This is a genomic window from Conyzicola nivalis, assembly GCF_014639655.1.
Taxonomy (GTDB): domain Bacteria; phylum Actinomycetota; class Actinomycetes; order Actinomycetales; family Microbacteriaceae; genus Conyzicola; species Conyzicola nivalis.
Genome location: NZ_BMGB01000001.1, coordinates 676,299 through 701,260 on the forward strand (window position 1 = coordinate 676,299; position 24,962 = coordinate 701,260).

The window sequence follows — 24,962 nt, forward strand, 5'->3', positions numbered from 1 at the left end:
GATTCGTAGCGTCGCACTGGTGGGGGCGGTGAGCGTCGGCCGTGTCTTGGTCGCTACCCGCGGCCGCTCGGCCGACGCTCACCTGGTTCAATGTCGCATCCGTCATCCTCGGGGTATGACTGCGATGCAGTCGATCTCGACTCCGTAGCCCGGCAGTACGGCCCCGACAGCCGTCCGAGCTGGCACCCGACTCCCGAACGCGCCAACGTAGACCGTGTTGAAATCGCTCAGGTCGCGGAGATCGCCAAGGAAGACGCCGCATCGGACGACGTCGTCAAGGCTGGCTCCTGCGGAATCGAGGATCGAAGCGATGTTGTCCAGCACTGCCCTCGTCTGCTCGCCTATGGGGCCCTTCACGATTTCCCCGTCGCGAGTCGGTATCTGGCCGGAGACGAATACGAACGTCCCGTCCGCGATCACTGCGGGTACGTACGGACGTGTGTCCGCTGTCCCCAATCGGATCTTCATATCGCTGTCTGCCCGCCTGCTCAATCCTCCTGCCCGTCACTGACCGGTCGTCGCCGACGCTGCTTCACGGATCAGGTCGACGACTTGGGCGGCTTCAGGGATGCCGACGGTGTGGGAACCGCCTACGAGCTCGACTGTTTTGCGCGAGCCCGCTCGTTCGGCCATGAATCGGTGGACCGCGGCGGGGATATTCCGGTCCTCGGCGCCGAAGAGAAACCAGGAAGGGACCGACTTCCACGCCGCCTTCCCCGACGCTTCGGTGAACGCTGCCTCGAGGATGGGGCGTTGTGTAACCGCCATGACCTCGGCGACCTCCACCGGAGAGTCCGCCGCGAACTGAGCGTGGTACTTGCTCTGCTGTATGTACAGGTCGTTGCCCCCATCAGGGACTGCTACCGAGGTGAGTGTGCCGGCCAGAGTGGAGCCCGGAAGCTTTCCAGCGAGATCGCCTGGCGTCTCGCCCTCCTCGGGCGCGAAGGCCCCGATGTACACCAGTGCCTTGACGTTGGGGTTGTCGGTGCCGCCGCCGCTGATGACCGTACCGCCGTAGGAGTGCCCGACGAGGACGACGTCTCCAGTCACATCGGTGAGCAGGGCTCTGAGGTAGTCAGAGTCGTACTTGACGCCGCGGAGTGGATTGGCGACGGCGATCGCGGGGAATCCATCGGCCAACAGCAGGCTGATGACTCCGCTCCAGCTCGACGACTCCGCGAAAGCTCCGTGGACCAGGACAACGGTCGGCTTACTGGATGGTTCGGTAATGCTCATGGTTATCTCCTCTGGGTTCGGCCCCTGATGTCGGGTCGCATCTACAGTGCGCCGCCGGTGGCGTGTTCTCGATGCTTTGTAGGCATAGCGTCCGGGGCGCGACTCCGTCACTTGAGGTAAGAACGCGACCAGGACGCGAGCGCTTCTAGCGCCGGCACGATCGCTTGTCCGGCGGGCGTGAGCGAATAGGTGATAGTCGTGGGCGGTCCGACTTCGACCTCGCGCCGAACCAGACCTGCGTCGGCCAGTCTGACTAATCGTGTCGAAAGGACAGCGTCGCCGAGCCCGTCGATGGATCGACGCAACGCGCTGAACCCGAGCGGCCCCGGGGTCAATGTGGCCAGGATCAATCCGTTCCAGCGCACCCCGATGACGGTCAGGCTTCTATTGAGATGCTCGCTGACTCGGCGCGACTCAGGGTCGGCGAACAGGGACTCACCGGACACGCGCGGCAACGCGGGGTAGGTCCGCTGCGGTGGATCCGTGCTGAGCGGCCGAGAGGCTCGGACAGAACGGCTGTGCCGCGGGAGGCTCGGCTGGATTGTAGCGCAGGTGTGTCCGGCTCTCGGAACCCCGGCGAAACGGTATGAAACGAACTGCATCGTGCGATTTCATGTACTGGGCTCCTGTCCGGCTTCCGCGGCGCGTCCCGCGCGGTCTTACCTTCCGCCGATTATCGGATGAGCGGATCATCCCGCCGATGCCTGTCGGACATACCGTTCCACGACCGCGTGCGTGGACCGCATGAAGCGGCCTGGGCGGGCGCTGCCTCGGACACCGGCGATCAGTCCTGCGTTTTCGCGAGGTCTGCCAGCGCGGCGTGCAGGGCCGCTCGGGAGGCGATGCCCAGCTTCGGGTAGATCCTGTACAGATGCGCCCCTACGGTTCGCGGCGAGAGGTTGAGGCGCGACGCGATGTCCTTGGTGCTGAGGCCACGAGCGGCGAGCTCGGCGATCTCTCGTTCTTGAGGAGTAAGCGGGTTCCTTTTCGACGGTCCCGACTCCGTGGCTACACGGGTAGCCCGCAGTGCGGCAGCCGACCGGTCCAACCACGCTGTGGAGCCGAGATTGCGGAAGATCCCCATGGCTTCGCGAAGGTGGGGGCGCGCCCCTGCCATGTCGTGGTGGCGACGAAGCCATTCTCCATAGGTCAACTCCAGCCGCGCGCGCTCGAATGGCCAGGTCTCGACCCCCTCCGCCTGCAGCGCCTGTGCGAACAGCTCCGATTGCCGGTGCGGCTCCCCGGTGATCGCCCGTGCGGCGGCCAGATGGAAGGCGAGCCTCGGGGACACTTTTCCGAGTCCCGCTTCCTCGGCGGCGGCGACGAATGCGCGGGCCTCGTCGTGGCGCCCGGTCTTCCATGCCGCCTCGACCGTCTCCAGGAACATCCATAGTGCGTGCGGACGGTACGGCACGAGCACGGAGCCACCTCCGATCTTCATGGCCGCCGCATATTCCTCCTCATAAAGTCCCTCGGACGAGAAAATCCTCATCTTTATGTGCTGGATCCACGCTTCACTCAAGCCGCCACCCCGCGGACGAGCCCAGGCCTCGACGCGGCTGACCTCGACCCGGGCGATCGCCAGGTCGCCTCTGATGGCCGCGACCATGGCGGCGATCGTCCTGAAATCATTGGTGATTTCGGCGAAGCCTGACTGCTCGGTGCCTCGCAATCCGCGATGCGCCATAACCGCAGCAACTTCCAGTTGACCCGACACCATTGCGTCCAAGGCGCTGAGGACCATAGCGATCCAGTAGCTGGGAGCCGACCCGCCGACCTCCTCCTGTTCGATGACCTTCCGTAGGATCTGTCGTTGGTGGGGCAGATTGTCGATGTACACGGACGCCATGCCCATCCATGCCGCGCGCCATGGTTCGAAATCGAGAACCGTCGGTATGAGGCCGTTCAGGCGAGGAGCGAGATCATGAGCGGTCCTGGCCGGATCGGAAAGCGCGTCGCGCGAGAGAGCCACCTCGATCGGGGCGTCGTCCCCCATTCGCTCCAGGATGTTGTCGAGCTGGTGCCAGTGCTCCGGTCGAGATGTTCGTACACAGACGAGGAGAAGAGAGTTCAGCATCTCCTGCACCCATGGGTGCCGGGCGTGTGTTTCTTTTTCGAGCGCATCGGTCAGGAGTCGGAAGGCTGCGAATGTGTCGCCTTCCCAGTTCAGGATCGCGTATGCCAGGACCACGTTGGCGTAGCCCTCGGTCTCTGCTGTCTCCGGACCGGGAGTCTTGCTGGTGCTCCACTCCCGTAGTTCTGCGACTTTCTCCCGAGCCATCATCAGTTGACCGGTCTGGTTGGCGAGATGTGCCGCGAATGCCAGCCGGCGGGCCCGGGTCGACAGGGTCGGAGTCAGTTCCACCGAACGGAGCGTCGCTCTCAATGCGATCTGCGATCCTCCTTTTCGCAGTGATTCGCGGGCGAGGTCTTCCAGGGCGTCGGCGACCTCGGCGTCGAAGTCCGTAGCGGCTGCCGCGCGATGCCAGACCCATAGTTCTGGCCGGGACCGGAGAGCGGCGGCGAGCGCTGCGTGGGCGGCGCGGAGATTGTCTTGCGCTGCGGCCTGCGCCACCGCCGACCGGGCGAGCGGATGATTGAATCGGACGCGCTCACCGAGGCGCTGGACGAGACCCATGTCCTCGATAGCCAACAGATCCGGCAGCCACCACTGCTCGCCCGACGCTACCTGTAACGTGGCGATGAGGCCGGTGCGATCCAAAGCACAGAGCAGCAGCAGCGCCCGCTGGCTATCCGTCAACTCCTCGACCCGCGCGGCGAACACTCGTTCTAGCCTCTCCGAGAGGGGCAGCATTTCGCTCGTCGTCGTCATGCTGCCGCCGATGTGTGCTCGACGGAGGGCTTTGGGAAGCTCTACCAAGGCCAGGGGGTTGCCCTCGGCTTCGGCCATGATGCGGTCCCGCAATTGCCCGACGGGAGCGCCAGGCAAAGAATCGAGAAGCGCTTCGGCGTCTCGGTTGCCCAGCGGGTAGAGCTCGACCTGGCGTATGTCCGAGCGCATCCAGGGTCCCCCTTCTGCTGAGCGGGTACCCACCAGGGTGAACACCTTGCTGTTGGTGATCCGTCGTGCGACGAACGCGAGGACGTTGGAACTCGCCTCGTCGAGCCACTGGACGTCGTCGATGACCAGCATGATCTTCGACTGACTGGCTGCGAAGTCGAGTAGTGCGAGAATCGCATTTGCGAGTTCGAAGGGACCGACAGGTACGTCGTCGCGCGTTGTGAAAGCACGATCCAGCACGGATGAGGTTGCCGGCGGTGCATCGAATGCCTCACGTATCGGTCGCAAGAGCTGATGTAGGCCGGCGAGTTGCTCACCGGCTTCCGTCTGCACCCCGGTACATCGGAACGTCGCCACGCCCGCGTCGCGCGCTTGCGCTGCGACAAAGTTGATGAGCGACGTCTTCCCGACTCCGGCATCGCCCGTAACGAGGAGCGCACGGGCGTCCGGATCGTCCGATTTGCTGGCGGACAGTACTGCGGCAAGGTCGTCGCCACGGCCGAAAAGCTCCACTGAGTACCTCGGGTCCTCTCGGGATGCGACGCACCCGTCCCTCGCCTACGACCATTGACATCCAGTAAGCACCTCGGCGTCTCGGAGGTGGTTCTACTTTCCTATGGGCTATAGAAATACTCGCAGGGCGGCATCGCTGTCAATGGCGGCCATTCGCGGCAGGCGCGGTGATTGACACTGGAAGGCGGTCGACGAGCCGGCGCCGTCGCAGTCGAGGCTCGAGGCGCACGCCGCGGGGCGGGCCGAAGCGCCGGTCAGAGGCGTGAAGCCAGAGCCCGGTGGACGGACGAGACGGCGCTGGCACCTTCGCCTACCGCAGCTGCTACCCGCTTCATGGAACCGTGCCGCACGTCGCCCGCGGCGAAGACGCCGGCCACGGACGACTCGAACGGGAGGGGCTTGCGTCCCTGCGAGCGCCTGCTGGCGGCGAAACGCCGGGCATCGACGTTTGTGTCGGTGTATATGAAGCCGTCCTTGTCGAGGTCCAGGCCGGTGTTCCACGCGGTAGCCGGCGTAGCTCCAATGAAGCAGAAAAGCGCGTGGCAGTCGTGGCGCTCACTAGCACCGGTAAGGCTGTTCGTGTGGGTGATTGCTTGCAGTCCCGCCGTCCCGTGAAGAGCCGTGACGTCCGTGGATGTCAAAACCCGTACGCGGTGATCGGCGACGAGCCTGTCGGCCAGATAGGCGGACATCCCGGCTCCGATGTCCGCGCCTCGGATGATCAACGACACGTCGCACCCTCTGCTCGCGAGGAACAAAGCTGCCTGTCCTGCTGAGTTCGCTCCACCGACGACGACGACGGGTCTCTCTTCGCACGATGCGGCTTCGAGGACGGTGGCACCGTAGTAGATTCCCGCGCCTTCGAATGCGTTCCAATTGAGGAGGTCGAGCCCTCGGTATTTCGCGCCCGTAGCCACTATCACCGCACCTGCTTCTATCTCGGTGCCGTCGGCGATGAGGACGCGGGGCAGCGGGCGTGAGACGTCCACGCTGTCGATTCGGCATGGGGCATAGAGGTGCGCACCGAATTTCATCGCCTGGACGGTGGCGAAGTTGGTCAGTTCGGTGCCGCTGAGACCATTGGGGAACCCGAGGTAGTTCTCGATGCGGGCACTTGCCGCTGCTTGCCCGCCCGGGCTCACCGCATCGAGCAGCACCGTGGAGAGTCCCTCCGATGCTCCGTACACTGCGGCTGCCAAGCCGGCGGGTCCTGCGCCGACCACGGCGAGATCGACGGATCTGTCGCGCTTGCGGTACGCCAACCCCAATCGCTCGCTGAGCTGCCCGGGAGTGGCTCTGACGATCCTGCTTCCGGGGAGCAGGACGACAGGGAGGTCCTCTTCGAGGATGGATGCCTCGGCCATCATCGCGAGTCCGGCGACCGAGTCGACTTCGAACCACGTGTGCGGGATGTCGAGCCTTTGCGCGTAGGTCCGTAGCGCCAGAGAGGCGGCGGAGCTCCGGTTCCCCACGATCTCGACGGTGCGCGAGGCAATGGATTTCACGAGAGCTCGGCGGGCTTGGAACGCCGCCAGGATTATTGCCGACAGCTCGTCGTCCTCTGTCATGAGGCGTCGGAGATTCGCCGGTGGGATCCGGTGGATCCGGCCACCGACCGCTACCCGCGCGCTGAAGAACGCGACCTGCTCGTTGAGAAGGCTGAGCTCCCCGAGAAAACGCCCTGCGGTGTGCCGTGCAATTCTGACCTCGGGCGGGCCGCTGGCAACGATGTCGATCGCACCGCTGTCCACGAGGATCAGGTCCGGGGCGGCGTCTCCGACGCCGTAAAGGACTTCACCCGCGTGTATCACCTGCTCTGTGCCGTATGCGCGGAGCGCTTCGATTTGCTCATTCGACAGCGGCGGGTAGGCGACGCGGTCATCCGCGACGTTCCCGCCCGCCTCCCCGGTCTCATTCGTCACCGCCATGTCAGCCAGCCTTCAAATTCCCGCAGTGTCGAAGGGATAGCTCTACGAGATCCTCCAAGTACGGGCTGATGTTCAACGGCGAGTAGGCGAGGACCACGGAACTGGGAAGAACGCCCACGACCTCTCGGTAGGTGATGTCATCACGGGGATGCATGGCCGCAGCGGAACGGGGAATCACTACGATCCCGTGCTCGGCAGCGACATGCTCGAGGACCTCGTCCATTGACGCTGTCGTGTACTTGCGTCCGCTGACATCACCCCGGGCATACTCGCGATACGCGCCTCTCGGATCATCCAGCTCCTGGACCCCGTCTGGCGGCTGGAGCAGACGGAATCGGTGGAGATCGCGAAGGGACACGTACTCCAGATGCGCGATGGGGTTGGTGCTGGGCAGCGCCACAACGCGCGCCTCTTCGTAGAGGGGGACGATTTCGAGACCGTGTGCGACGAAGGGAAGGCGTGCAAAACAGACGTCGACCCGACCTGTCACGGTCGCCTGCGCCTGTTCGTCAGCGCTGATGCTCAGCAGGTCCACCTCGACAAGTCGGTGAGTGGCGGTGAAGTCTCGGACGATGGGCGCGATCGGGATTCCTTGGGCAAAACCCATCGTCACCTTTTCGGTCATGCGTCTAACCAGGGCGAGTTGTCTCCGAAGCGAATCCGCCGCGTCCAGGAGCGCTGGCGCCTCTGCCAAGAGTCGACGGCCAGCCTCCGTCAAGTTGGCGCCTCGAAACGAACGGGTGAACAATTCGGCGTCCATTTCGCCTTCGAACGCCTTGATCTGGCGAGTGAGGGCCGGTTGCCCGATCCGAAGCACCTCCGCAGCTCGGCGGAATCCTCCATGTTCGGCAACTGCGACGAAGTAGCGCAGCTTTCGCAGATCGACGTCCACCGTCTCACCCCCTGTCTGACTCGGCGGGGCGCGGACCCGGCAGTGCGGGCGATGCCTTCATGCCAACGGGATATGCCATCAGGTGAACTCCTCCTCTGACCGACGGGATGGTCACACGCTATGGCCGCCGGAACGCGCGCGTCCCCTGTCAAATTGCTTAACCGCGTCGTTCACCGAACGAGTTTCCCCGCTGCTGATTGCCGGCCTGTCAGTACGTCGTGACCAGCGGCTCCGTCCCCACGATGAAGTATGTGGACAGCATTTTTGTGGTCAGTGTCCCGACATTCACCGCATTGTGCACGACGCCCGGCGGGATGAGGAAGGGACTGCCGGCATGCAGTTCGAGCGGTTCGCCGTCGTCGAATTCCATGGAAACGTCGCCCTGAATGATGTATCCCACCTCGGGCCCGGGGTGAGTATGCCGTCCGGAAGCGACTCCTTCTGGTATCTCTACCAGGGTCTGTTCGATGAGCCAACCGTCGACGGGTGCGGCGGATTTTTGCAGCAGCGTTCGCTTGAAATCATGCTTCTGGTCGGTGGCGACTGGCACTGCGTTGTCCTGATTTTCCATGCTCATGGGACCCTCCAAGGTCGGCTGGAACGCCAGCGTAGTACCGCCCGCACTGGTGTCGGGAGAATCCCGCGATGCCTGTTCCGCATCGCGGGAGTCTGTGGGGCGGAGCGGCTGCGTACGACCGGTCGGTCTGGCTGTGACGATGCCGAAACGGGATCGTCCGCCGATCTTCGACCGCCGTACGGTCGACAGACGACGGCGCCTCATGCGCCTTCACCACCATCGCCAAGGGGCAACATGAGTGAGCATTACGGCGCAATAGCCTTCACCCGGCAGGTCCGCGACGTGCAAAGGAGCTACGGCAGCGAGAAATTCTACGGCGGCCGGGCGGATCGAGCTGCGGGCACGCCCGGATCAGACGTACTGGGCGAGACGGAGAAAGAGTTCCTGCGCCATCAGGACGGTTTTTATCTCGCCTCGGTCAGTCAAACGGGATGGCCGTACGTCCAATATCGCGGAGGACCGTCAGGTTTTTTGAAAGTCGTAGACAGCCACACGATCGGCTGGGCGGACTTCAGGGGCAATCTCCAATACGTCAGTGTCGGCAACGTCGCAGGGTCCGATCGGGTTGCGATAATCGTCATGGACCATGCGCGGAGGCGGCGCTTGAAGATTTACGGGCATGCGAGTGTCCATGCCGCGGATCCCGACTCCCAGCACGATCACGCTCTAGAGGTTCCCGACTACGACGCCGAAGTCGAGAGGCATATCCTCGTCCGTGTCGAAGCCTTCGACTGGAACTGTCCTCAGCACATCACCGCGCGGTTCACCGCCAGCCAGGTCAGCAGCATCGTTGATCCTCTCCACGAACGGCTCGGGAAATCGGATGCCGAGGTGGCGCGGTTGATGTCAGCGCTGGCCGCCCGGGCCGGCACGGAAACAGCCGCGGACGTGGTCGTTGACCACGCCGATGGACTGCATCCAGGCGTAGACGCTGGTCGGGCCTATAAACCGAATCCCGCGAGCCTTCAGCACCTGCGTGAGCGCGGCGGCTTCGGGGCTCCGCGTTGGCACTGACGCGCCGTCGGCCGGAGACACGTGATCGGCCGGGACAAAGGCCCGGGCCAGAGCTGCCAGATCCAGCTCAGAGTCTCTGACGACCCTGGCGTTGTGGACTGTGGATTCGATCTTGGATCGATTGCGGACGATTTTCGGGTTTCCCAGCATCTGAATCACGTCTTGGTCCGTGAACATAGCGACTGAGGCCGGGTCGAAGTCATGGAAGGCGGCCCTGAACGCATCGCGCTTGTGGAAGACGGTGGTCCACCCGAGACCGGCTTGGAACACCCCGAGACTGAGCGCCTCGAACACTGCCGGCGGGTCGTCGATCGGCGTTGCCCATTCGTCGTCGTGATACTGGCGCAAAGCCGGGTCGGTGCTCCAGTCTCGAATCCAGTTGCACCGCGCGAGTCCGTCTTCTCCGACGGTCGTCGTTCCGAGCCTCCAGTCGGCCACAGCATCCTCCTCGATCGCGAACGTGCGCACTCCGCGGCCGAACGGCGCCGCCGTCGCCCTTCCTGAGTCTCGCTGGGTCGCGGTGGCGAACCGGATGCCGCTCGGGCATCGCCGCGTGCTGCGTCGTCGGACGAGCATTGGACCAAGCGGATCCAGTCCGGCATCAGCACCTTAAAGTGCAATGTCCGCAGCATGGTCCGTGACCGGATGAACAGGGGCCGGCGGCGGATGCCGCGGACCTACAGCGAAGGGTGCGTACCGAACATGACACAGCCGAACGGCGCTACGAGGATCCCGCTGAACACGCTCGCTATCAGCTTCGGGACAGCAGGGCTGGCCAGCATGTGGACCAGTGCCGGAAAGGCCCTCGGCCTTCCCGATTGGCCGGCGGACACGGCGTGGGTCATCGCCGCTGTCGTATGGGTGTGGCTCATCGTGGCGCACACCGTGCGGGGCCGGGCCAGCGCCGATACCCTCGTCGGGCAGCTCCAGCATCCTGCGCAAGGACCGATCGCGGCGATAGTGCCCGTGGTCGGCATGATGCTCGGCGCGCATCTGTTCCTGTATTGGCCTGTCGGGGGCATGGTTGTCGCCCTGACATCCATGGCGGTGACGGCGCTTTACGCGGGTTGGCTCCTCGCGTACTGGGTGACCGGCACGATCGAGATCGATTCTGTCCATGGGGCATTCTTCCTTCCTACGGTGGCCGGGACGCTTATCGCTGCCGCCGTCGCCGCTGACCTGGGCTTCGCGTCGCTGGCGATGGGTGCCTTCGCCGTCGGCGTGTTCTTCTGGGGAGTAATTTTCGCCCTCATCTTGGCGCGGTTGATCTTCCGCCCTGCACTGCCCGCGCCCTTGATCCCGACGTTGGCGATTTTGGTCGCGCCACCGGCGGTCGCGGGCAACGCCTGGTTCGCCATCGTCGGACACAGTATGGACGCCGTGCAGGACGCTTTCGCCGCATCCGCGGTTCTATTGGGCCTCATGCAGCTGGCGCTACTGCCGACATATATGCGGCTGAAGTTCTCTCTCGGATTCTGGTCCTTCACGTTTCCCGCGGCGGCCCTCGTCGGATACGCAGTCGGGTGGCTGGGCATAGTCCGGCCGTGGGGATGGCAGGTCATCGCTGCTGCCGCCCTCGCTCTCGCCACCGGGTTGATCGTGGCTATCGCGGTGGCCTCGGTCCGGCTCGCGATCGCGTCGGGGCGTGACCGTCGTAGGTCTGCTGCCGACGAACTGCGCGATGCGGACTCCGAGATCGAGTCGGACGCAGTCTGGACCTCCTGACAGCGCCGTGACGCTCCAGCCTGCGAGATCAGTTCGGCTGGGACGCCATCTCACGAACCTCCATGATCGCGTCGACGAACGCTCCAGGAGCTTCCTGGGGAAGGTTGTGTCCGGCTCCGCGGACCTGGTGATGCGTCCTCGGACCGGTGAAGTGGTGGGCGGAGGCGGTCCCGTCGGTTGCGGGGAAGTTGCCATCTGCCGTGCCGTCCAAAGTGACGGCGGGAACAGTGATCGGCGGTTGTGTCGCGAGGAGGTTCTCCAGAGCCGCGTAGTCCGGCTCGCCCGGGGCGTAGCCGAGCCGGTGTCGGTACGAGTGGATGACCACATCGACAAAGTCCGGGTTCTGGAATGCCATCGCAGCCCGTTCGAAAGTCGCATCGTCGAAATTCCAGTTCGGCGAATTGCGGATCCAGATGACTCGGGCGATGTCGTCGCGGTTGGCTGTGAGGCCGGCGCGCCCCCGTTCGGTGAGGAAGTAATAGAAGTACCAGAGGCCGGCTTCGAGTTCGGCCTTGATCGGCCTCCACGCTACCGAGATGTCTTGGATGAGGTAGCTGTTCACAGAGACCAATCCGGTGCACCGCTCGGGCCACGCCGCCGCCGCGACACACGCGGCCCGGCCGCCCCAGTCCCAGCCGGCGAGGATGGCGCGGTCGATGTCGAGGGCGTCCATGAGGTCGACTACGTCCTGGCCGATCGCCGCCTGTTGCCCCGAGCGCGGCGTGTCCGGTCGGAGGAAGCGGGTCTGCCCGTGCCCGCGGAGGAAGGGCACAACGACCCTGAGTCCTTCGGCTGTCAGTCGGGGGATGACTTCGTGGAAGGTGTGGATGTCGTACGGGAATCCGTGTAGCAGGACCACGGTTTCGTCGCCCTGCCCGCCCGCTTCGTAGTACGACATTTTCAGCGCGGGTGTCACCGCAACGTGAAGTGGGGCGAGAGACGGCAGATGGACGTTCATTTCAGCTCCAAGGTGTTCGGTGGTTTGGGGATTGCACGGCTGCGGCGCGACTACCGGTTGAGGGAGGGCGGGCGCTCCGACGTGTCGAGAACGCCCACCGGGTCGTGTGCCCTCGTCGTATCGAACCCGACCGTTCGACGCGTCCTTTGGATTGATGCTGGGTCTTGCGCGAGGCGACCCGTGTCGATCCGTCCTCGTCCCGCGCCGTCTTCGGGGGCCTACTCGGAAGCCGGCGGCGTCTGGCTGAATGCGATTTTCAGGTGGTCGATCGCCTGGGCGACGGCCGCGCGCGTGGCACGCGATTCGCTCAACGGGTTGAGGAGCATGAAGTCGTGAATGGTGCCGTTGTAGCGCACCGCGGTGACCGGCACTCCCGCTTCGCGAAGCTTGGAGGCGTAAGCCTCGCCCTCGTCTCGCAACACATCGTTCTCGTCGACGAGGAGGAGCGCTGAAGGCAGACCGCGCAGTTGATCGAGTGTCGCGCGCAGTGGCGACGCGGTGATTTCGGCGCGTTGGCTCGGATCGTCTGTGTAGGCGTCCCAGAACCACTTCATCGACTCGGCTCGGAGATACGGGCCCTCGGCGAACTCCGCGTAGCTGGCGGAGTTCTGAGCCGCATCGGTCACGGGATAAAACATCGACTGTTGCACAAAGGTCACGTCACCGCGCTCCTTCGCCATGATCGCAAGGGCGGCCGTCATATTGCCGCCTACCGAGTCGCCCGCGACTGCGATCCGGCTGGTGTCGAATCCCTCCTCGGCTCCCGAGGCTGTAATCCATTGGGCCGCAGCGTACCCCTGCTCGATCGCTGTCGGGTACTTGGCCTCCGGCGACGGCGTGTACTCCGCGAACACGAGAGCCGCGCCGACCCCCACGCAGAGTTCCCTCACCAACCGATCGTGCGTTGCCGCGTTGCCGAGGATCCAGCCTCCGCCATGCATATAGAGAATTACGGGCAGCACCCCGGTGGAACCGGCAGGAGTTACCACTCGCACCTCGACGTCGCCCACAGCCGCGGGCACTTTGACCCATCTCTCCTTCACGGGCAGCAGCTCGATTGGTGCGGCCTGCAGGTCGTTGAGAACCTTTCGCGCCGCCTCCGGTCCGATGTCGTATAGGTAGGGCGGGCTGGCCGTGGCATCGGCTATCGCTTTAGCCGCTGGTTCCAGAACATGTTTCGTCATGTCTCACACCCTCCGTCAGGGCAACACGCGCGTGCTGCGAGTTCCATGGTCCGTTGCGGAGCAGCCGGTGTTTATGCCGGATGAGCATCGGGTGTACTACGGCCGCATCCACGCTCGGTCGAACCCGCCCGCGGGCGGCCGACGGAAGCCGTGGCGAGTCTGGTTGAGCCGTCTCCCGCTCACTCTCGCTCAAGCGATTCCCGGTCCTATGCCCAAGAAGCATCGGTCGGAGCCTCGGGACGCCGGACGCTTTCTTCGAGGGGTGAAGTGCCCGGGCGGCTTACGCTCGCGGCGACCGACGGCCACGTCCGGCCGCGCCGGTCACCGGCGATCCCTCTCATCACCGCCAGTTGAGGAGCGACAATGCCCAGAATCATGATCGTCGTCGGGAGCGTTCGTCCGGGCCGCGTCGGGCTTCCTATCGCCCAGTGGGTGAAGGGAGCCGCAGAACTCGTCGAAGGATTCGACATCGATTTCGTCGACCTGGCGGAGCTTCACCTGCCGTTTATGGACGAACCGAATCATCCACGTCTCCGCCAATACACCAAGCAACACACTGTGGACTGGAGTGCGAGGGTGACAGCAGCCGAGGGATTTATCTTCGTGGCGCCGGAATACAACCACAGTTATGGACCCGCGCTCAAAAACGCACTCGATTATCTGGCAGCAGAATGGTGGCGCAAACCGGTGGGCATGGTGAGCTATGGCGGAATATCGGCCGGATCGCGCGGGGTGACGGCTCTCGAACCGGTGCTCGCAATGCTCGGCTTGATCCGAGCGGGTGCCGAGGTCGAGATTTCCCTCCTCCCGGACTCGCGGATAATCGACGGTGCTTTCGTTCCGAACGACAGGGAGACCGCTGTTCTCGGCAAGCTGTTCTCGGAACTGTCGATGCTTACCCAGAGCCTGCGATCTGCGCAGACGGACTAGTCCGCTGCGATGCGGGAGAGCGACGCCCGACGGTGGTCGCCGGTCGGTTCGGATCTCTTTGTCCTTTGCGGTCCCCCGCCGTGCTCAGGATTCCCCGCCGACCGCCGGTTCTCCTACGAAAGCGTGGGACTCGCGAGCGAGCTCGGGCCATAGCTGCTGGTCGGCTACGCGTATCCAGTTGCGCGCCGGGTGGTGGTGCGAGGTAAATCTGGCGGCGACGCCTCGCTGCGCCAGGTCGTCGACGCGGGACTCGGAGAGCTCGACCACCAGATCGTCGTTGTCGAGGAACGCGAAGATGGTCCCGTCGACGTAGAGCTGATTCTCATTGACGACCACGCGGGCGTCGTCCTCGAACGAGAACGCGACGTCCTCGTATGCTGATGCGGCTTGGGAAGTTGTCACGTTCTGCCCTTCGTCTGAGTCACCTCAGTTTTACATCATGGGCGTTGGATGCGTACCGTTCAGAAATGGTCACGCGAGAAAGCCGCCCCGCCCGACGTTGGCTCGTGGCCACCACCGAGTACGCGGGGCTCACGGCGTACACGGGCGGAATCGGCAGCCACTACGCGGCACTGCTTCCGGCGATCGTCGAGTCGGGTATCGCGGTCGACCTGATGGTCTTCGCCAGCGGTCCCCTCGCGCCCGACGCCGATCTGCGCGGCGTGAACCTCGTGCGCCACGTCGACCTCGGGCGGATGCCCCGCGTGCTGTCGCTTCCACTGCGCGCCCTGCTCGTTCGGGCGGCGGCGGCCCGCGCCGAGTACGACCGCATCTTCCTCGCCGAGTGGGGCGGCCTCGGTGCGGCACTCCCCCGGCGGGCTCCGCTCGTCACCAACCTCGCGACGAGCATGCGGCTCGCCAACGAAATCTCCGGCCTGACCCCCGCGATGCTCCCCCGCGCCACCCGCGCCGCCGTCGCGATTCAGAACGCGCTGGAAGACCGGCAGATCACCCGGTCTCAGGGAGTCGTGCCGATCTCGCGCGCCATGCTGCGCTGGGCCGAGCGCCAGTACCCCGACCTTCCGCCGTCGCGCATCGTGCGCAACTGCATCAGTGTGTCCGCCGTGGCCGAGGCGGCGTCGAGCGCCGCCCTCCCTGCGGGATGGCCGGAGGGAGACGATCCGGTTGTGCTCTTCCTCGGCCGCCTGGAGCGCCGGAAGGGCGTGACGGATGCCGTCGGTTCCTTTGCCGAGGTCGCGTCGCGTCACCCGGGCGCCCGGCTGGTGTTGGCCGGCGCGAGTGGCGACAGCCGCTTCGAGCCGACCAGGGAGGGTCTGCTCGACCTGTTGCCCGCTCCCGTTCGCGACCGGGTCTTCTGGCTCGGGCACGTCGCCGACGACTCGCTCTATCGCGGCATCCGCGAGGCTACCGTCGCCATCTGCCCGTCGCCGTGGGAGGGCTTCGGTAACGTCGCGCTCGAGATCAAAGCGGCGGGCTGCCCGCTCGTGTGCACGACCGGCAGCGGCTTCGACGACTTCTGTGTCGACGGCGAGGACAGCCTGATGGTGCCGCCGGCCGACCCTAGGGCGTTAGCTCACGCGATCGACCGCCTGCTCGACGACGGCGCTCTGCGCGAGCGGCTCGCGCGCACCGCCGCGGAACGGGTCTCCTCGTTCGCACCCGGTCCCGTGGCCGCCGACCTCGTGGCCGCTACGGATCAGTTCTTCTCGAGCAGTCGCCGGTAGAGCTCGGCGTGCGCGGTCGCGACGGCGAGGTCGTCGACCACGCGCTGCTCGTGCCGCTGCCTCAGCTGCTCGGCCCGCGCCCTGGTGCCCGCTCGGGTCGACCCCGGCGAGTCCGCGAGCTGGCCGAGAGTCGTTGCCAGCGCCTCGCCGCCCGCCCCGGCGGTGAAGGAGGCGACCGAGGGGTGTGCGTGTTGGTCGGCGTAGTAGCCCGTCGACGGCGCGGCCACGGGCACCCCGAGATCCCAGCACAGTTCGAGCCAGCCGGAGTGGGTTCCATAGCCGTACGGCAGCACACAGGCGTCGAGAGCGGCGAGAGCGGCGGCGAGGTCGTCATCGCCGAGGCGGTCGTGTTCGACGAGCGTGATGCGATCCGACCGCCGGCATAGCTCGCGCACGCGGTCGCGCACACGCGTGTCGCGCACCCTCCGGTGCATCCGGACTTCGCCGACGGCGTCGAGTCCTCCGGCCGCGAGGCGATCGAGGGCGGCGTCCAGTGCGCCCACCATCTGCTCGGCGGCGATATTCGACCGCAGGTCTTTGAGGTGCATCCCGACGCGGAAAGCCTTGTCGCCCCGCGCCCGCCTGGGTGCCCGCGGCGGGGTGTCGAGGAGGGCGGGATGGGCGACGACCTCGGCGCGTCGATCCCAGCGCCGGGCGATCTCGACCGCGGCCCCCGGCGTCAGGGTGAGGAGAGCATCCGCGCCGGGCACGAGCACGTCGAGCTGGCGCTGGTACCCGTCCTGGTCGACCAGCTGGGGGTGGACGAGATCGTGGACGGTGAAGACGACGGGCCAGCCCGCGTCGTGCGCCGCGTCGATCGTGGCCTGAAGCCGCTCGGGCGTGAACGACTCTGTGCCGAAGTGGATGTGCAGGATGTCGGCGTCCGCCGCGTGAGCGTCGATCCAGTGCGGGTCGAGCGCGACGGGTGGCCACCACTGGCCGGCGGGGGCGCCCTCGGGACGGGGATCGCCGAGCACCTCGACCTCGGAGGAGGCGGACACGCTGCGGACGTAGGGATGCCCGGCCGGAATCGAGACCACCCGAACTGTGCCGCGGGGCTCGTCCGAATCGGCAGCGCCCGCTGTCCACGCGGGCGCTATGAGCTGTGACACGTCGTTCCTCCCGGAGCGGTGCGAACTGCTCCACGCCTCCCGTCAACATACGCCGAACACGCCGATCGGCAGAACCGACGGTGTCGCCTTGACATCGGGCGCGCCGATAGTCAGCATTGCCCAGATGCCGACCCCAGAACAGCCGTACCTCCTCGTGGCCGGTCCAGCGGAACACGGCGTGCGCCGGTACGCCGCGGATCTCGCCGCCGCGATCGGCGGCGAATCCGGCCCGATGCCCGAAACCCCGCCCGCTCGAATGCACGCGCACGTGACCGACCGCATTTTCGGCTCGTCGCCCGAGGAGGCCGCCGATCGGGTCGAGGCCCTCGGCGCCTCGACCCGGCTCACCATCACCCTGCACGACGTGCCCCAGCAGTCCGACGGCACCAACCTCGGGCGCCGGAGCGACGCCTACCGCAGGTTCATCGGGGCGGCGCGCGGGGTGGTCGTGAACAGCCGCCACGAGGCGATGCTGCTCGACGAGCACCTGGGGCGGGCCGAGGCCGACTCGCGCGTCATCCCGCTGGGTGCCAGGGCCCGCGGTCCCGCGGACCGGCCACGGGCTGGCGGGTTGCGACCGCGCACCGTGCTGATCAGCGGATTCGTCTACCCCGGCAAGGGCCACCTCGAGGCAATCCAGGCCGCGGCCGTAGCGGGTGCCCCCGCAGAGGCCGCACCCGCGACCGTCGTCGCTGTCGGGGCGCCCTCGGCCGGCCACGAACGGGACGCGCACGAGCTCGCGCGCAGGGCCGCGGAGCTCGGCGTCGACTTCAGGGTGACGGGGTTCCTCGACGACCGCGACTACCGGAACGAACTGCTCTCCGACGGCGTTCCCCTCGCGGCACACCAGCACGTGTCGGCGTCGCGTTCGATCCTCGACTGGGCCGAACTCGGGCGCCGCGCGCTCGTCATCGACTCGCGCTACGCGCGCGAGATGGAGGCGCTGCGGCCCGGCTCGATCTCCGTGTTCCGGCCGGACGAGCTGGCCGGAAAACTGGAGGCGGCATGGAACGACCCCGAGTCGACCTGGCTCCCGCCGTCGACGGCCCTCTCGCCGACACTCGACGACGTGGCCGCCGAGTACCGCGCCTGGTGGCGGGACGTCGCATGAGCCGGGCCAGCATCAGGGACGGCGGCTGGGCGCTCCCCCACAACCGGTGGGACCTCATCGCCGACGAGCAGCCCGCGGCTCTTCCCTCGGTCTCGGTCGTGATCGCGCATTACGCACAGCCGATTGAGCTCGCCCGCACCCTGCTGGCACTGGAACGCCAGAACTATCCCCGCGACCTGGTCGAAATCGTCGTCGCCGACGACGGTTCGCCCGAGCCGCCGACGGTCGCCGGGAACGTGCGCGTGGTCAGCCAGCCCGACCGCGGATTCCGGGTCGCCGCGGCGCGCAACCGCGGGGTCGAGGTGACCGGCAACGACGTGCTCGTGTTCCTCGACGCCGACACGTCTCCCGAGCCCGACTACCTGCGACACATCGTGCGGCTGCCGGCGCTGACCTGGGACGCGGTCACCGTCGGTCGCCGTCGCCACGCCGATCTGGCCTCCGTCGAAGCCACAGCGCCGATCGCCGAGGCGGGTCGCGCACACGAACTCGACGAGCCGGCATGGTTGCGCGAGGAGTACACCCGCACCCACGACCTCCTCGACGCGGACCACCGAAGCTACCGGTTCCTCATCGGAGCCGTCGTGGCGTGCACGCGACGGTTCTTCGACGAGGTCGGCGGGTTCGACGAGTCGTTCACCCGGTACGGCGGCGAGGACTGGGAGTGGGCCTACCGGGCCTGGCTCCGCGGTGCCGTGTTGGCACACGTGCCCGAGGCCACGGCCTGGCACGACGGACCCGACCGGGCGGTGCGCGAGCCCGGCGCTCTCGGCGCGAAGAACGCCGAGGTGTTGGCACTCTCGGGCCTGATCCCGGTCGAGGGCTCCCGCCCGCGGGCTCTCGCCGCCGCGAAGGCCGACATCGTCGTCACCGGGCCACGGGCGGGAGGCACCGATGGCCAGGAATTCGTCAGCAGGGACTCGGTGCTCGCGCAACTGCCGTCGGCCGAGCTGGTGCGACCCGGGTGGAGCGCGGAGGCCCGCTTCGACCGGGTGCGGATCCGGGTCGACCTCGAGCGCCCGGTGCGTGTCGCACCGGGAGGCCTCGACGCCGCGATGGAGGCCGTCGAGAGCGGCGCGTACGCCCGGGTCGCGCTGCGGCGGGCCGACGGCGCCGTGCTGCTGCGGCTCGTGAGCACGCGGGCCGAGGTGCGCCAGTCACGCTGGGGCGGCGAGCCGCTGTTGCCGGATCTCGACCTCGTGGCGCCCGGCGTCATCGCGCTCGACGCCGAGGTCGACCTCGAGGGCTACCTCGGCGGCTGGGCCTGACGGTCAGTACGCCTTCGGCACCGTCCAGTGGCTGCCGAACTCGGTGTCGAAGGCGGCCGGCTCGAACGGACTGTATCCCCCGGCCGGATAGCTCGTGAGCTCGCCGAAGACGATCCGTCCCTCGAGCTGGTAGAGGTCGACCCGCACGAAGTCGGTCTCCGCGCCCAGCGTCTCGGCCAGACGGATCATCTCGGCGAGCCCGCTCGGCGGCTCGTGCGGAGGATCGGCCCATGGCGGTCCGCCGCTGAGCGGCAGGTGGGTCCAGTCGGGCAGGAAGAAGTCCTGGGTGCGCCGGTCGAAGCGGCCGTCGTCGACCTGGATGTAGCGGCACACGCCGTGGAAGACGAACAGCTTGTAGTCGTCGGGGATGCTGCCGTCGGGCCCGACGAGCAGTTCCTCGAGGATGATCTGCCGGGGCACCGTGCCGTAGGCCCATTCACGGTTGGGCCCCTGCCCGTAGAGCTGCTCGAGCCACCGCGCGCCCAGCCGGGCCATCGCGTGCCTGTCGGCGTGCGTGGGCAGCAGGTGCCGGTAGACCCAGCTCGCGTCCTCGGTCGGCAGCCGCGTGTCCGGCGCCGCGCGGTGCGACACGACGAACGCCGCGCCGCTGCCGTGGGTCGGCTTCATCACGAACTCGTCGGGCAGGTCGGCGCCGAGCACGACCGCGGGGTCGGGGCTGATCGCGTAGGCCCTCGGCAGATAGCCTTCGCCGATGCGCCGGGCGACGTACTCCCGCACACCCGCCTTGTCGGCGAAAGTCGTGATGAGGGGGCGGTGGTCGCGCAGCATCTTGTAGCGCACCTTCTCGGTGAACGTCACGGGACGGCGGGTGGTCCACAGTCGCCACGCGCGCACCACGCGGCTGCGTTCGCGCATCTTCGCGCGGCCCGCACGCTGGCGACGCCGGTGGGCGACGAACGCGAATCGTCGACGCCATCGCCGCAGCGGGTTCACCTCCGCGAGAAGAGCGGCGACCCCGTGCCATCCGGAGCTCTCGCGGGGTTCGGAGGAATCCCCGCGCAGGCGCGGATCGAAACGGATGCGGCGTTCCGGGCCGAGATGGAGGGCGGCGGCGATCCCGAACCCGAGCCGGTGGCTGTCGCGCGCGACGAGTTCGCTGACCGACCGCCAGTCGGAGGCGCGTACCGCCCAGTTGGTCGAGGTGAGGGGCGGATGCGCCAGGACCGCGCCCAGAAGCGAGCGACGCGCGGCGTCGAGGATGCCGGCGAGCAGCCCGCGGCGCGCGGCCGGTCCCGTGATCGCCACCAGGTCGGGATCGAGCTGGAACGACCGGGCGACGTGCTCGGACCAGCGCGGACCCGGGCGCGCGCCGACGAAAGCGAGCACACCGTCGAGCGGAGTCGGGTAGTCGGTGCCTTCACCGACCACGACGACGGTCACCGCCGGCAGCGGCCTGGCCTCGATCGGGGGCGTGTCGAGTTCGCTGGAGGTCACCGGGCAACGCTAGCCGGATTCCGACCGCGCCTGCGGCTGGTACGCTTGGGGTTCTGCAAATGAGACAGCAGGACCCGGCAGTGTCGGGGCAATATGACTCCGGGTGAATCATCCGGAGTCATTTTTGTATCCGAAGTCGCGCGTTTCGGGCCCTCCGGCGCCGGCGAATTGCGGCAAGGACCGGCCTAGCCGACGGACCCTCAGAGTTCTATAGTGGGGCGCGTAGATTCCTGTCGGGAACGATTGGTCAGTCAGTGAGCGAATCCGAATTCGTTCTAGCGATCGAAATCGGCAGCAGCCACATCGCCGTGGCCACTGCCCGTCTGACGCAGAGCGAGCAAGCCGAGGGCGCCCTTCACGAGGGCCCCCGTTCGCATCGGAGAGCGCCCGCGATCGCCTACCTCGCCCACGACGACACGCTGCTGTTCGGCGAGGAGGCCGCTCGACGAGCCGCTGAAGAACCGGAACGAGCTGTGACCCGCTTCGGCCACCGTCTCGGCGACGACACCCCCTTTGTCATCGACGGGTACGCACTTTCCGCTGAATTCCTCTACGCCAAAGCCGTGTCATGGGCCATCGACTCTGTCACCGAGACCGAAGGGGCAGCCCCGGTCGCACTCACGCTCACCCACCCGGCGCACTGGGGCGAACACCGCCTCACGACTCTCCGGGACGAACTGAACCGGCAGGGCATTGCCGAAGTCGCCCTCATCCCTGCCGCGAAAGCCGCGGCGATGCAGCTGGACGTGTCACACCCGATCGAGCCAGGTGAGACCGTCGCTGTCTACGATCTGGGAGCTGAGACGGTCGAGTGTGTCGTGCTGCGCAAGCGCCACGACGGCCGTTTCGACATTATTGGCGAGGCGGTGCACATCGACAACATCGGGGGCGCCGGATTTGACGATGCCGTTCTCGAACATGTGATCGCTGCCGCCGCGTCTGATCTGGCACGCTTCGCGCCTCACCGCGACGCGTCGCACCTCCGAGACACGGTGCGAGCGGCAAAGGAAGCGCTCTCGTCCCATCCTGATGCGACCATCACCATCCCCGTCGCCGCGACCAGCGTGCGCATCACCCGTGCCGAGTTCGAGGACATGATCGTCGACGACGTCGACCGAAGTCTCGGAGCACTTACGCAGGCAGTCGAATCCGCCGCCATCACACCGGGCGCGCTCCGCGCAATCGTGCTCGCAGGTGGCTCAACACACATCCCATTAATTGCTCAACGACTGTCGGACCGATTCACCTGCCCCGCCGTGCTCGATGTCGCTCCGGAAGCTGCGGCGGTGCGGGGGGCCGCACGCACGAAGCTCGCTGAACTCCGCGCGCAACAGGTCTCCGTCACCGGAGCAGACAGCGAGGTCGACGAGTTCACCGACGACCCACGGTCGTTCTCCCCCGAACTGATCGACGCATCTCCGGCACCTGTGTCCGCTCTCAGGAGGGCCCTCTTCATCTTTTTCGCCATTGTCGCCACGGTGATGGCCGGCGCCATCGTGCTCGGGGGCGCCGCTGCGGTTGGCGGCACCCGTTCCGACCTATCCGGCGGAGCGACACGTTCGAGCGACGCTCTCACCCGCAATCCCACACCCACCCCGTCAACATCGGCAATTACGCAACCCGCTTACCCGCCCCCGCCCCCAACACGCGACCCGACGCGGACCGAGCCAATACCCCCGGCTCAGGAGTTGTCGGGAGCGGATATGGACTGACCCGAAGGATGCCCCATGTCGCCGCTCACCGCGTTGCCGTTGCCAGCCACACGCCCACCCTTCGTATGGGAACGGCATATCCGAACCGCACTCGATGCAGTTGCAGCCCCCACCACCCTCGCGCGAGCCTACGTGGTCGGCAACGCGGGCTCCGGCAAGTCATCCACACTCCGCCACCTCTACCAGCTCCTCCAGGCGCGCGAACGCGATGCGCATCTGATCGGAGATGACTCAACCGGGCTCGCAGGCATCCCGCCGTCACACGTCGTCCTCGTCGACGACTTGCACCTCCTACATCCCGAACAGATCGCCGCCGTGCTCAAGCGCGCGGAACGAGCCGATGCAGGCCTCATCGTAGCCAGCCGGCCGTGGCCGACCTCCGCGACGATCGCGGCGATCGCACACCGCCTGGAACAGACGCGCCCCGCCGTTGTCTTGGGGCACCTCTCACCTTCCGACGTGCGTGACTACCTCGCCGACAGCAACAAGCAGCTCTCGCAACCGTGCCTCGACCACATACTCGAAGCGACCGGCGGTGTTTCCTGGCTCGTCGCCGAGGCACTGCACGCCCACGATGACCGAGACTGCGCCGGCGACACCGCCCACACCGAACTGAGGCGACACCTTCAGGAGCACATCACGCACCGACTCGAGTCGGTGAACCTCCCCCTTCGCGACGCCATCGAGAAGCTCTCGATTGCCCCGCCGGGCCCGGCCAGCGCACTCGCCGACCGCGACACGATCATGCACGGCTACGCCGAAGGCCTTCTGCTGCGCAACGGTCAACCGGTTCCGCTCGTCCGCTGGGCCGTTCACGCCACTATGCCGATTCCGAACCTGGTACACCACGCCAACGACCTCATCGAAGGGATCGCCGACTCCGTCGCCCGCGGTGAGACCGCCTACCGAGACTGGCTCGGCCCCGTGCAAGACAAGGCAATCGGCCACGTCCTCGCCACACACGCCCACCGCCTCCTCGATAAAGATCCTGCGCAGGCGGCCAAGCTGCTGCAGTCGGCAGTCGAATCCGGCCTTGACCCCGCACCGCTGGCCGGGATGCGGGCCCAGGCCGCCTGGGCCACCGGCGACCTCGACTCCGCGAGCCGCATCGTCGACGAGACGGCACCGCAGGAGCCTTCCGTCGAAAACGACCGTCTCATCGACACCGCAGCAGCCATCTGGTCCACCCGCGGCATGATGGAGCAGGCGGACAAGTTCTACCGCGTGAGGAAACCGGTCTCCGCCGAGTCGCAAACGCGTGCCGCAATTGCCGCGCTGGGGGTTGGTGACGGAAGCCAGCTCAGCGACTCCGTTACCGATGAATCCCTACCCCCATCGACGCTCCAAGTTGCCATGCAACTACTGCGTCGCGGCCTCGCCACATCCGTGGCATCCGACCAGCCCGCGGGGGCCCTCGCCGACCTTGTGCGAGCCACCGATCTCTACACCCGAACTCGAACAACCGCGGCCATTCCAGAACTACCGGCAGTAGTCGCCGCGATCGTCGCCCTCAACCTCGGCGGCCTCGCTACGGCAGCGACCATCATCAAGGAGGCCATTCGCGGCCAGCACGGCGGCCAATGGGGACACCGGCGACTCCTGCTGTGGCGTGCCTGGATTGCCGTACAGCAGGCGCGGCCCGCCGAAGCACGTGCAGCCCTCGATCAAGCGCAGGAACGGACAAGCGAAAAAAGCGCACGGGATGCCCTGCTTGCGAGCGCCATCGAAGTCGCCATCGCGCGGCGCTACGACGATGCTGCCGGCCTCGAAAAAGCGTGGCAACGCACTCGCGGCACAATCCTGCGCACCGACGTCGATCTCTACGTCCTGCACCCGCTGGCAGAACTCGTCTGCTCCGCGACGCGACTCGGCGACATCGAATGGATCAGGCCCCATTTTCACCACGCTCTCGACCTCTGCACCCGCCTGCAGGAACCGCCGCTGTGGTCGGCGCATCTGCGCTGGGCGGGGGTGCAACAGGGAATTCTCGCCGGGCGGCCGGAGCTCCTCGCCCCCCATGCAAAAGCCCTGGTCACGGCGTCTGCTCACAGCCGCGTCGCCTCGGTCATGGCGAAAGCCGGACGGGTCTGGACCTCGGTACTCGCGGGCTCCGTCGATGCCGACGCGATCGAAGCCGCAGCAACTGACCTCGCCTCTATCGGACTCATCTGGGACGCTGCCCGCCTCGCCGGCCACGGCGCAGGTCGCACCGACGACCGCAAGATTGCGGCCAGACTACTCTCCTGCGCACGCGCACTTCACCCCACAGAGACCGGACAGCGAGTCACGCCTGCGCCAGACGAGAGCACGAGCGCTCACACCGCCGCCGAAGAGGTGCTGAGCGAACGCGAGATCGAGATAGCTCAGCTCGTTCTGCAGGGAAAGACCTACGCCGCGATCGGAGAAGCGATCTACATTTCGCCCCGGACCGTCGAGCACCACATCGCCCACATCCGCCGACGCCTGGGCGCCACCTCACGTTCTGACGTGCTCGCGAAACTCCGGATCCTGATCGAGGACCACGCGACGTCCACCTAAGCGGCTTTCCCGGGGCGACGCGCGGAGACAGCCCCGTAGGCCCCCTCCCCAGCATCGGGGTCATCCCCGATGCTGGTGCGGGACCGCGAGCAATAGCATCCG

20 protein-coding genes and 1 pseudogene are annotated in these 24,962 nt (G+C 66.7%); 8 read left to right on the forward strand and 13 right to left on the reverse strand.

Annotation, left to right across the window (positions count from 1 at the left end):
• Nucleotides 1-102: 102 nt before the first annotated feature.
• The 7 genes from IEV96_RS03315 to IEV96_RS03345 all read right to left on the reverse strand — a co-directional run bounded on the left by IEV96_RS03315 (nt 103) and on the right by IEV96_RS03345 (nt 8,168).
• Complete coding sequence (locus tag IEV96_RS03315; protein WP_188509274.1) at nt 103-468, reverse strand: RidA family protein; 366 nt, start codon at nt 466-468, stop codon at nt 103-105.
• Between the two features lie 36 nt (nt 469-504).
• Nucleotides 505-1,236 carry an alpha/beta fold hydrolase gene (locus IEV96_RS03320; protein ID WP_188509275.1) on the reverse strand — a complete coding sequence of 244 codons (732 nt, stop codon included), beginning with the start codon at nt 1,234-1,236 and terminating at the stop codon, nt 505-507.
• Between the two features lie 107 nt (nt 1,237-1,343).
• The gene (locus IEV96_RS03325; protein ID WP_229733011.1) at nt 1,344-1,682 is read right to left on the reverse strand and encodes a winged helix-turn-helix transcriptional regulator; all 339 of its coding nucleotides are present in this window, start codon (nt 1,680-1,682) and stop codon (nt 1,344-1,346) included.
• 338 nt (nt 1,683-2,020) lie between these two features.
• A complete protein-coding gene (locus IEV96_RS03330) occupies nt 2,021-4,771 on the reverse strand; it encodes a helix-turn-helix transcriptional regulator (RefSeq protein ID WP_188509277.1) in 2,751 nt (916 codons plus the stop codon).
• 254 nt (nt 4,772-5,025) lie between these two features.
• Nucleotides 5,026-6,699 carry an FAD-dependent oxidoreductase gene (locus tag IEV96_RS03335; protein ID WP_188509278.1) on the reverse strand — a complete coding sequence of 558 codons (1,674 nt, stop codon included), beginning with the start codon at nt 6,697-6,699 and terminating at the stop codon, nt 5,026-5,028.
• A 1-nt stretch (nt 6,700) separates the two neighbouring features.
• Nucleotides 6,701-7,591 (reverse strand): LysR family transcriptional regulator, encoded by an 891-nt coding sequence (locus IEV96_RS03340; RefSeq protein WP_188509279.1) that lies wholly within the window; start codon nt 7,589-7,591, stop codon nt 6,701-6,703.
• Nucleotides 7,592-7,799: 208 nt separating this feature from the next.
• Nucleotides 7,800-8,168 (reverse strand): cupin domain-containing protein, encoded by a 369-nt coding sequence (locus IEV96_RS03345; RefSeq protein ID WP_229733013.1) that lies wholly within the window; start codon nt 8,166-8,168, stop codon nt 7,800-7,802.
• Between the two features lie 234 nt (nt 8,169-8,402).
• On the opposite strand from IEV96_RS03345, the pseudogene IEV96_RS16840 reads away from it, so the two are divergent.
• Nucleotides 8,403-8,813: pseudogene (locus IEV96_RS16840) on the forward strand (pyridoxamine 5'-phosphate oxidase family protein); the annotation flags it as partial.
• 201 nt (nt 8,814-9,014) lie between these two features.
• On the opposite strand, the gene IEV96_RS03355 reads toward IEV96_RS16840, so the two are convergent.
• Nucleotides 9,015-9,758, reverse strand: coding sequence for a DNA-3-methyladenine glycosylase I (locus IEV96_RS03355; RefSeq protein ID WP_188509280.1), 744 nt, complete (start codon nt 9,756-9,758; stop codon nt 9,015-9,017).
• 126 nt (nt 9,759-9,884) lie between these two features.
• On the opposite strand from IEV96_RS03355, the gene IEV96_RS03360 reads away from it, so the two are divergent.
• Complete coding sequence (locus IEV96_RS03360; RefSeq protein WP_188509281.1) at nt 9,885-10,907, forward strand: TDT family transporter; 1,023 nt, start codon at nt 9,885-9,887, stop codon at nt 10,905-10,907.
• A gap of 28 nt (nt 10,908-10,935) precedes the next feature.
• Here the strand turns inward: IEV96_RS03360 and IEV96_RS03365 are convergent, their stop codons facing one another.
• Both IEV96_RS03365 and IEV96_RS03370 read right to left on the reverse strand, forming a co-directional pair.
• The gene (locus tag IEV96_RS03365) at nt 10,936-11,865 is read right to left on the reverse strand and encodes an alpha/beta fold hydrolase (RefSeq protein ID WP_188509282.1); all 930 of its coding nucleotides are present in this window, start codon (nt 11,863-11,865) and stop codon (nt 10,936-10,938) included.
• Between the two features lie 218 nt (nt 11,866-12,083).
• Nucleotides 12,084-13,049 carry an alpha/beta hydrolase gene (locus IEV96_RS03370; protein ID WP_188509283.1) on the reverse strand — a complete coding sequence of 322 codons (966 nt, stop codon included), beginning with the start codon at nt 13,047-13,049 and terminating at the stop codon, nt 12,084-12,086.
• 363 nt (nt 13,050-13,412) lie between these two features.
• On the opposite strand from IEV96_RS03370, the gene IEV96_RS03375 reads away from it, so the two are divergent.
• Nucleotides 13,413-13,979 carry an NADPH-dependent FMN reductase gene (locus IEV96_RS03375; protein WP_188509284.1) on the forward strand — a complete coding sequence of 189 codons (567 nt, stop codon included), beginning with the start codon at nt 13,413-13,415 and terminating at the stop codon, nt 13,977-13,979.
• Nucleotides 13,980-14,063: 84 nt separating this feature from the next.
• Here IEV96_RS03375 and IEV96_RS03380 read toward each other — a convergent pair whose 3' ends face one another.
• Nucleotides 14,064-14,381, reverse strand: a complete 318-nt coding sequence (locus tag IEV96_RS03380) for a hypothetical protein (RefSeq protein WP_188509285.1) — start codon at nt 14,379-14,381, stop codon at nt 14,064-14,066.
• A 65-nt stretch (nt 14,382-14,446) separates the two neighbouring features.
• On the opposite strand from IEV96_RS03380, the gene IEV96_RS03385 reads away from it, so the two are divergent.
• Complete coding sequence (locus IEV96_RS03385) at nt 14,447-15,664, forward strand: glycosyltransferase family 4 protein (RefSeq protein WP_188509286.1); 1,218 nt, start codon at nt 14,447-14,449, stop codon at nt 15,662-15,664.
• Here IEV96_RS03385 and IEV96_RS03390 read toward each other — a convergent pair.
• The gene (locus tag IEV96_RS03390; protein WP_229733015.1) at nt 15,637-16,665 is read right to left on the reverse strand and encodes a glycosyltransferase family protein; all 1,029 of its coding nucleotides are present in this window, start codon (nt 16,663-16,665) and stop codon (nt 15,637-15,639) included. The genes IEV96_RS03385 and IEV96_RS03390 overlap by 28 nt on opposite strands.
• A gap of 235 nt (nt 16,666-16,900) precedes the next feature.
• Between IEV96_RS03390 and IEV96_RS03395 the strand changes: the two genes are divergently transcribed.
• Both IEV96_RS03395 and IEV96_RS03400 read left to right on the forward strand, forming a co-directional pair.
• Nucleotides 16,901-17,887, forward strand: a complete 987-nt coding sequence (locus tag IEV96_RS03395; RefSeq protein ID WP_188509287.1) for a glycosyltransferase family protein — start codon at nt 16,901-16,903, stop codon at nt 17,885-17,887.
• Complete coding sequence (locus tag IEV96_RS03400) at nt 17,884-19,155, forward strand: glycosyltransferase family 2 protein (RefSeq protein ID WP_188509288.1); 1,272 nt, start codon at nt 17,884-17,886, stop codon at nt 19,153-19,155. The genes IEV96_RS03395 and IEV96_RS03400 overlap by 4 nt, the downstream gene beginning before the upstream one ends.
• Nucleotides 19,156-19,158: 3 nt before the next feature.
• Here the strand turns inward: IEV96_RS03400 and IEV96_RS16615 are convergent, their stop codons facing one another.
• The gene (locus IEV96_RS16615) at nt 19,159-20,610 is read right to left on the reverse strand and encodes an ATP-grasp fold amidoligase family protein (protein WP_229733017.1); all 1,452 of its coding nucleotides are present in this window, start codon (nt 20,608-20,610) and stop codon (nt 19,159-19,161) included.
• Nucleotides 20,611-20,864: 254 nt separating this feature from the next.
• Here IEV96_RS16615 and IEV96_RS03410 point away from each other — a divergent pair, with 254 nt between their 5' ends.
• Nucleotides 20,865-22,322 carry an Hsp70 family protein gene (locus IEV96_RS03410; RefSeq protein WP_188509289.1) on the forward strand — a complete coding sequence of 486 codons (1,458 nt, stop codon included), beginning with the start codon at nt 20,865-20,867 and terminating at the stop codon, nt 22,320-22,322.
• Between the two features lie 15 nt (nt 22,323-22,337).
• A complete protein-coding gene (locus IEV96_RS03415; protein ID WP_188509290.1) occupies nt 22,338-24,860 on the forward strand; it encodes a LuxR C-terminal-related transcriptional regulator in 2,523 nt (840 codons plus the stop codon).
• Nucleotides 24,861-24,962 lie beyond the last annotated feature (102 nt).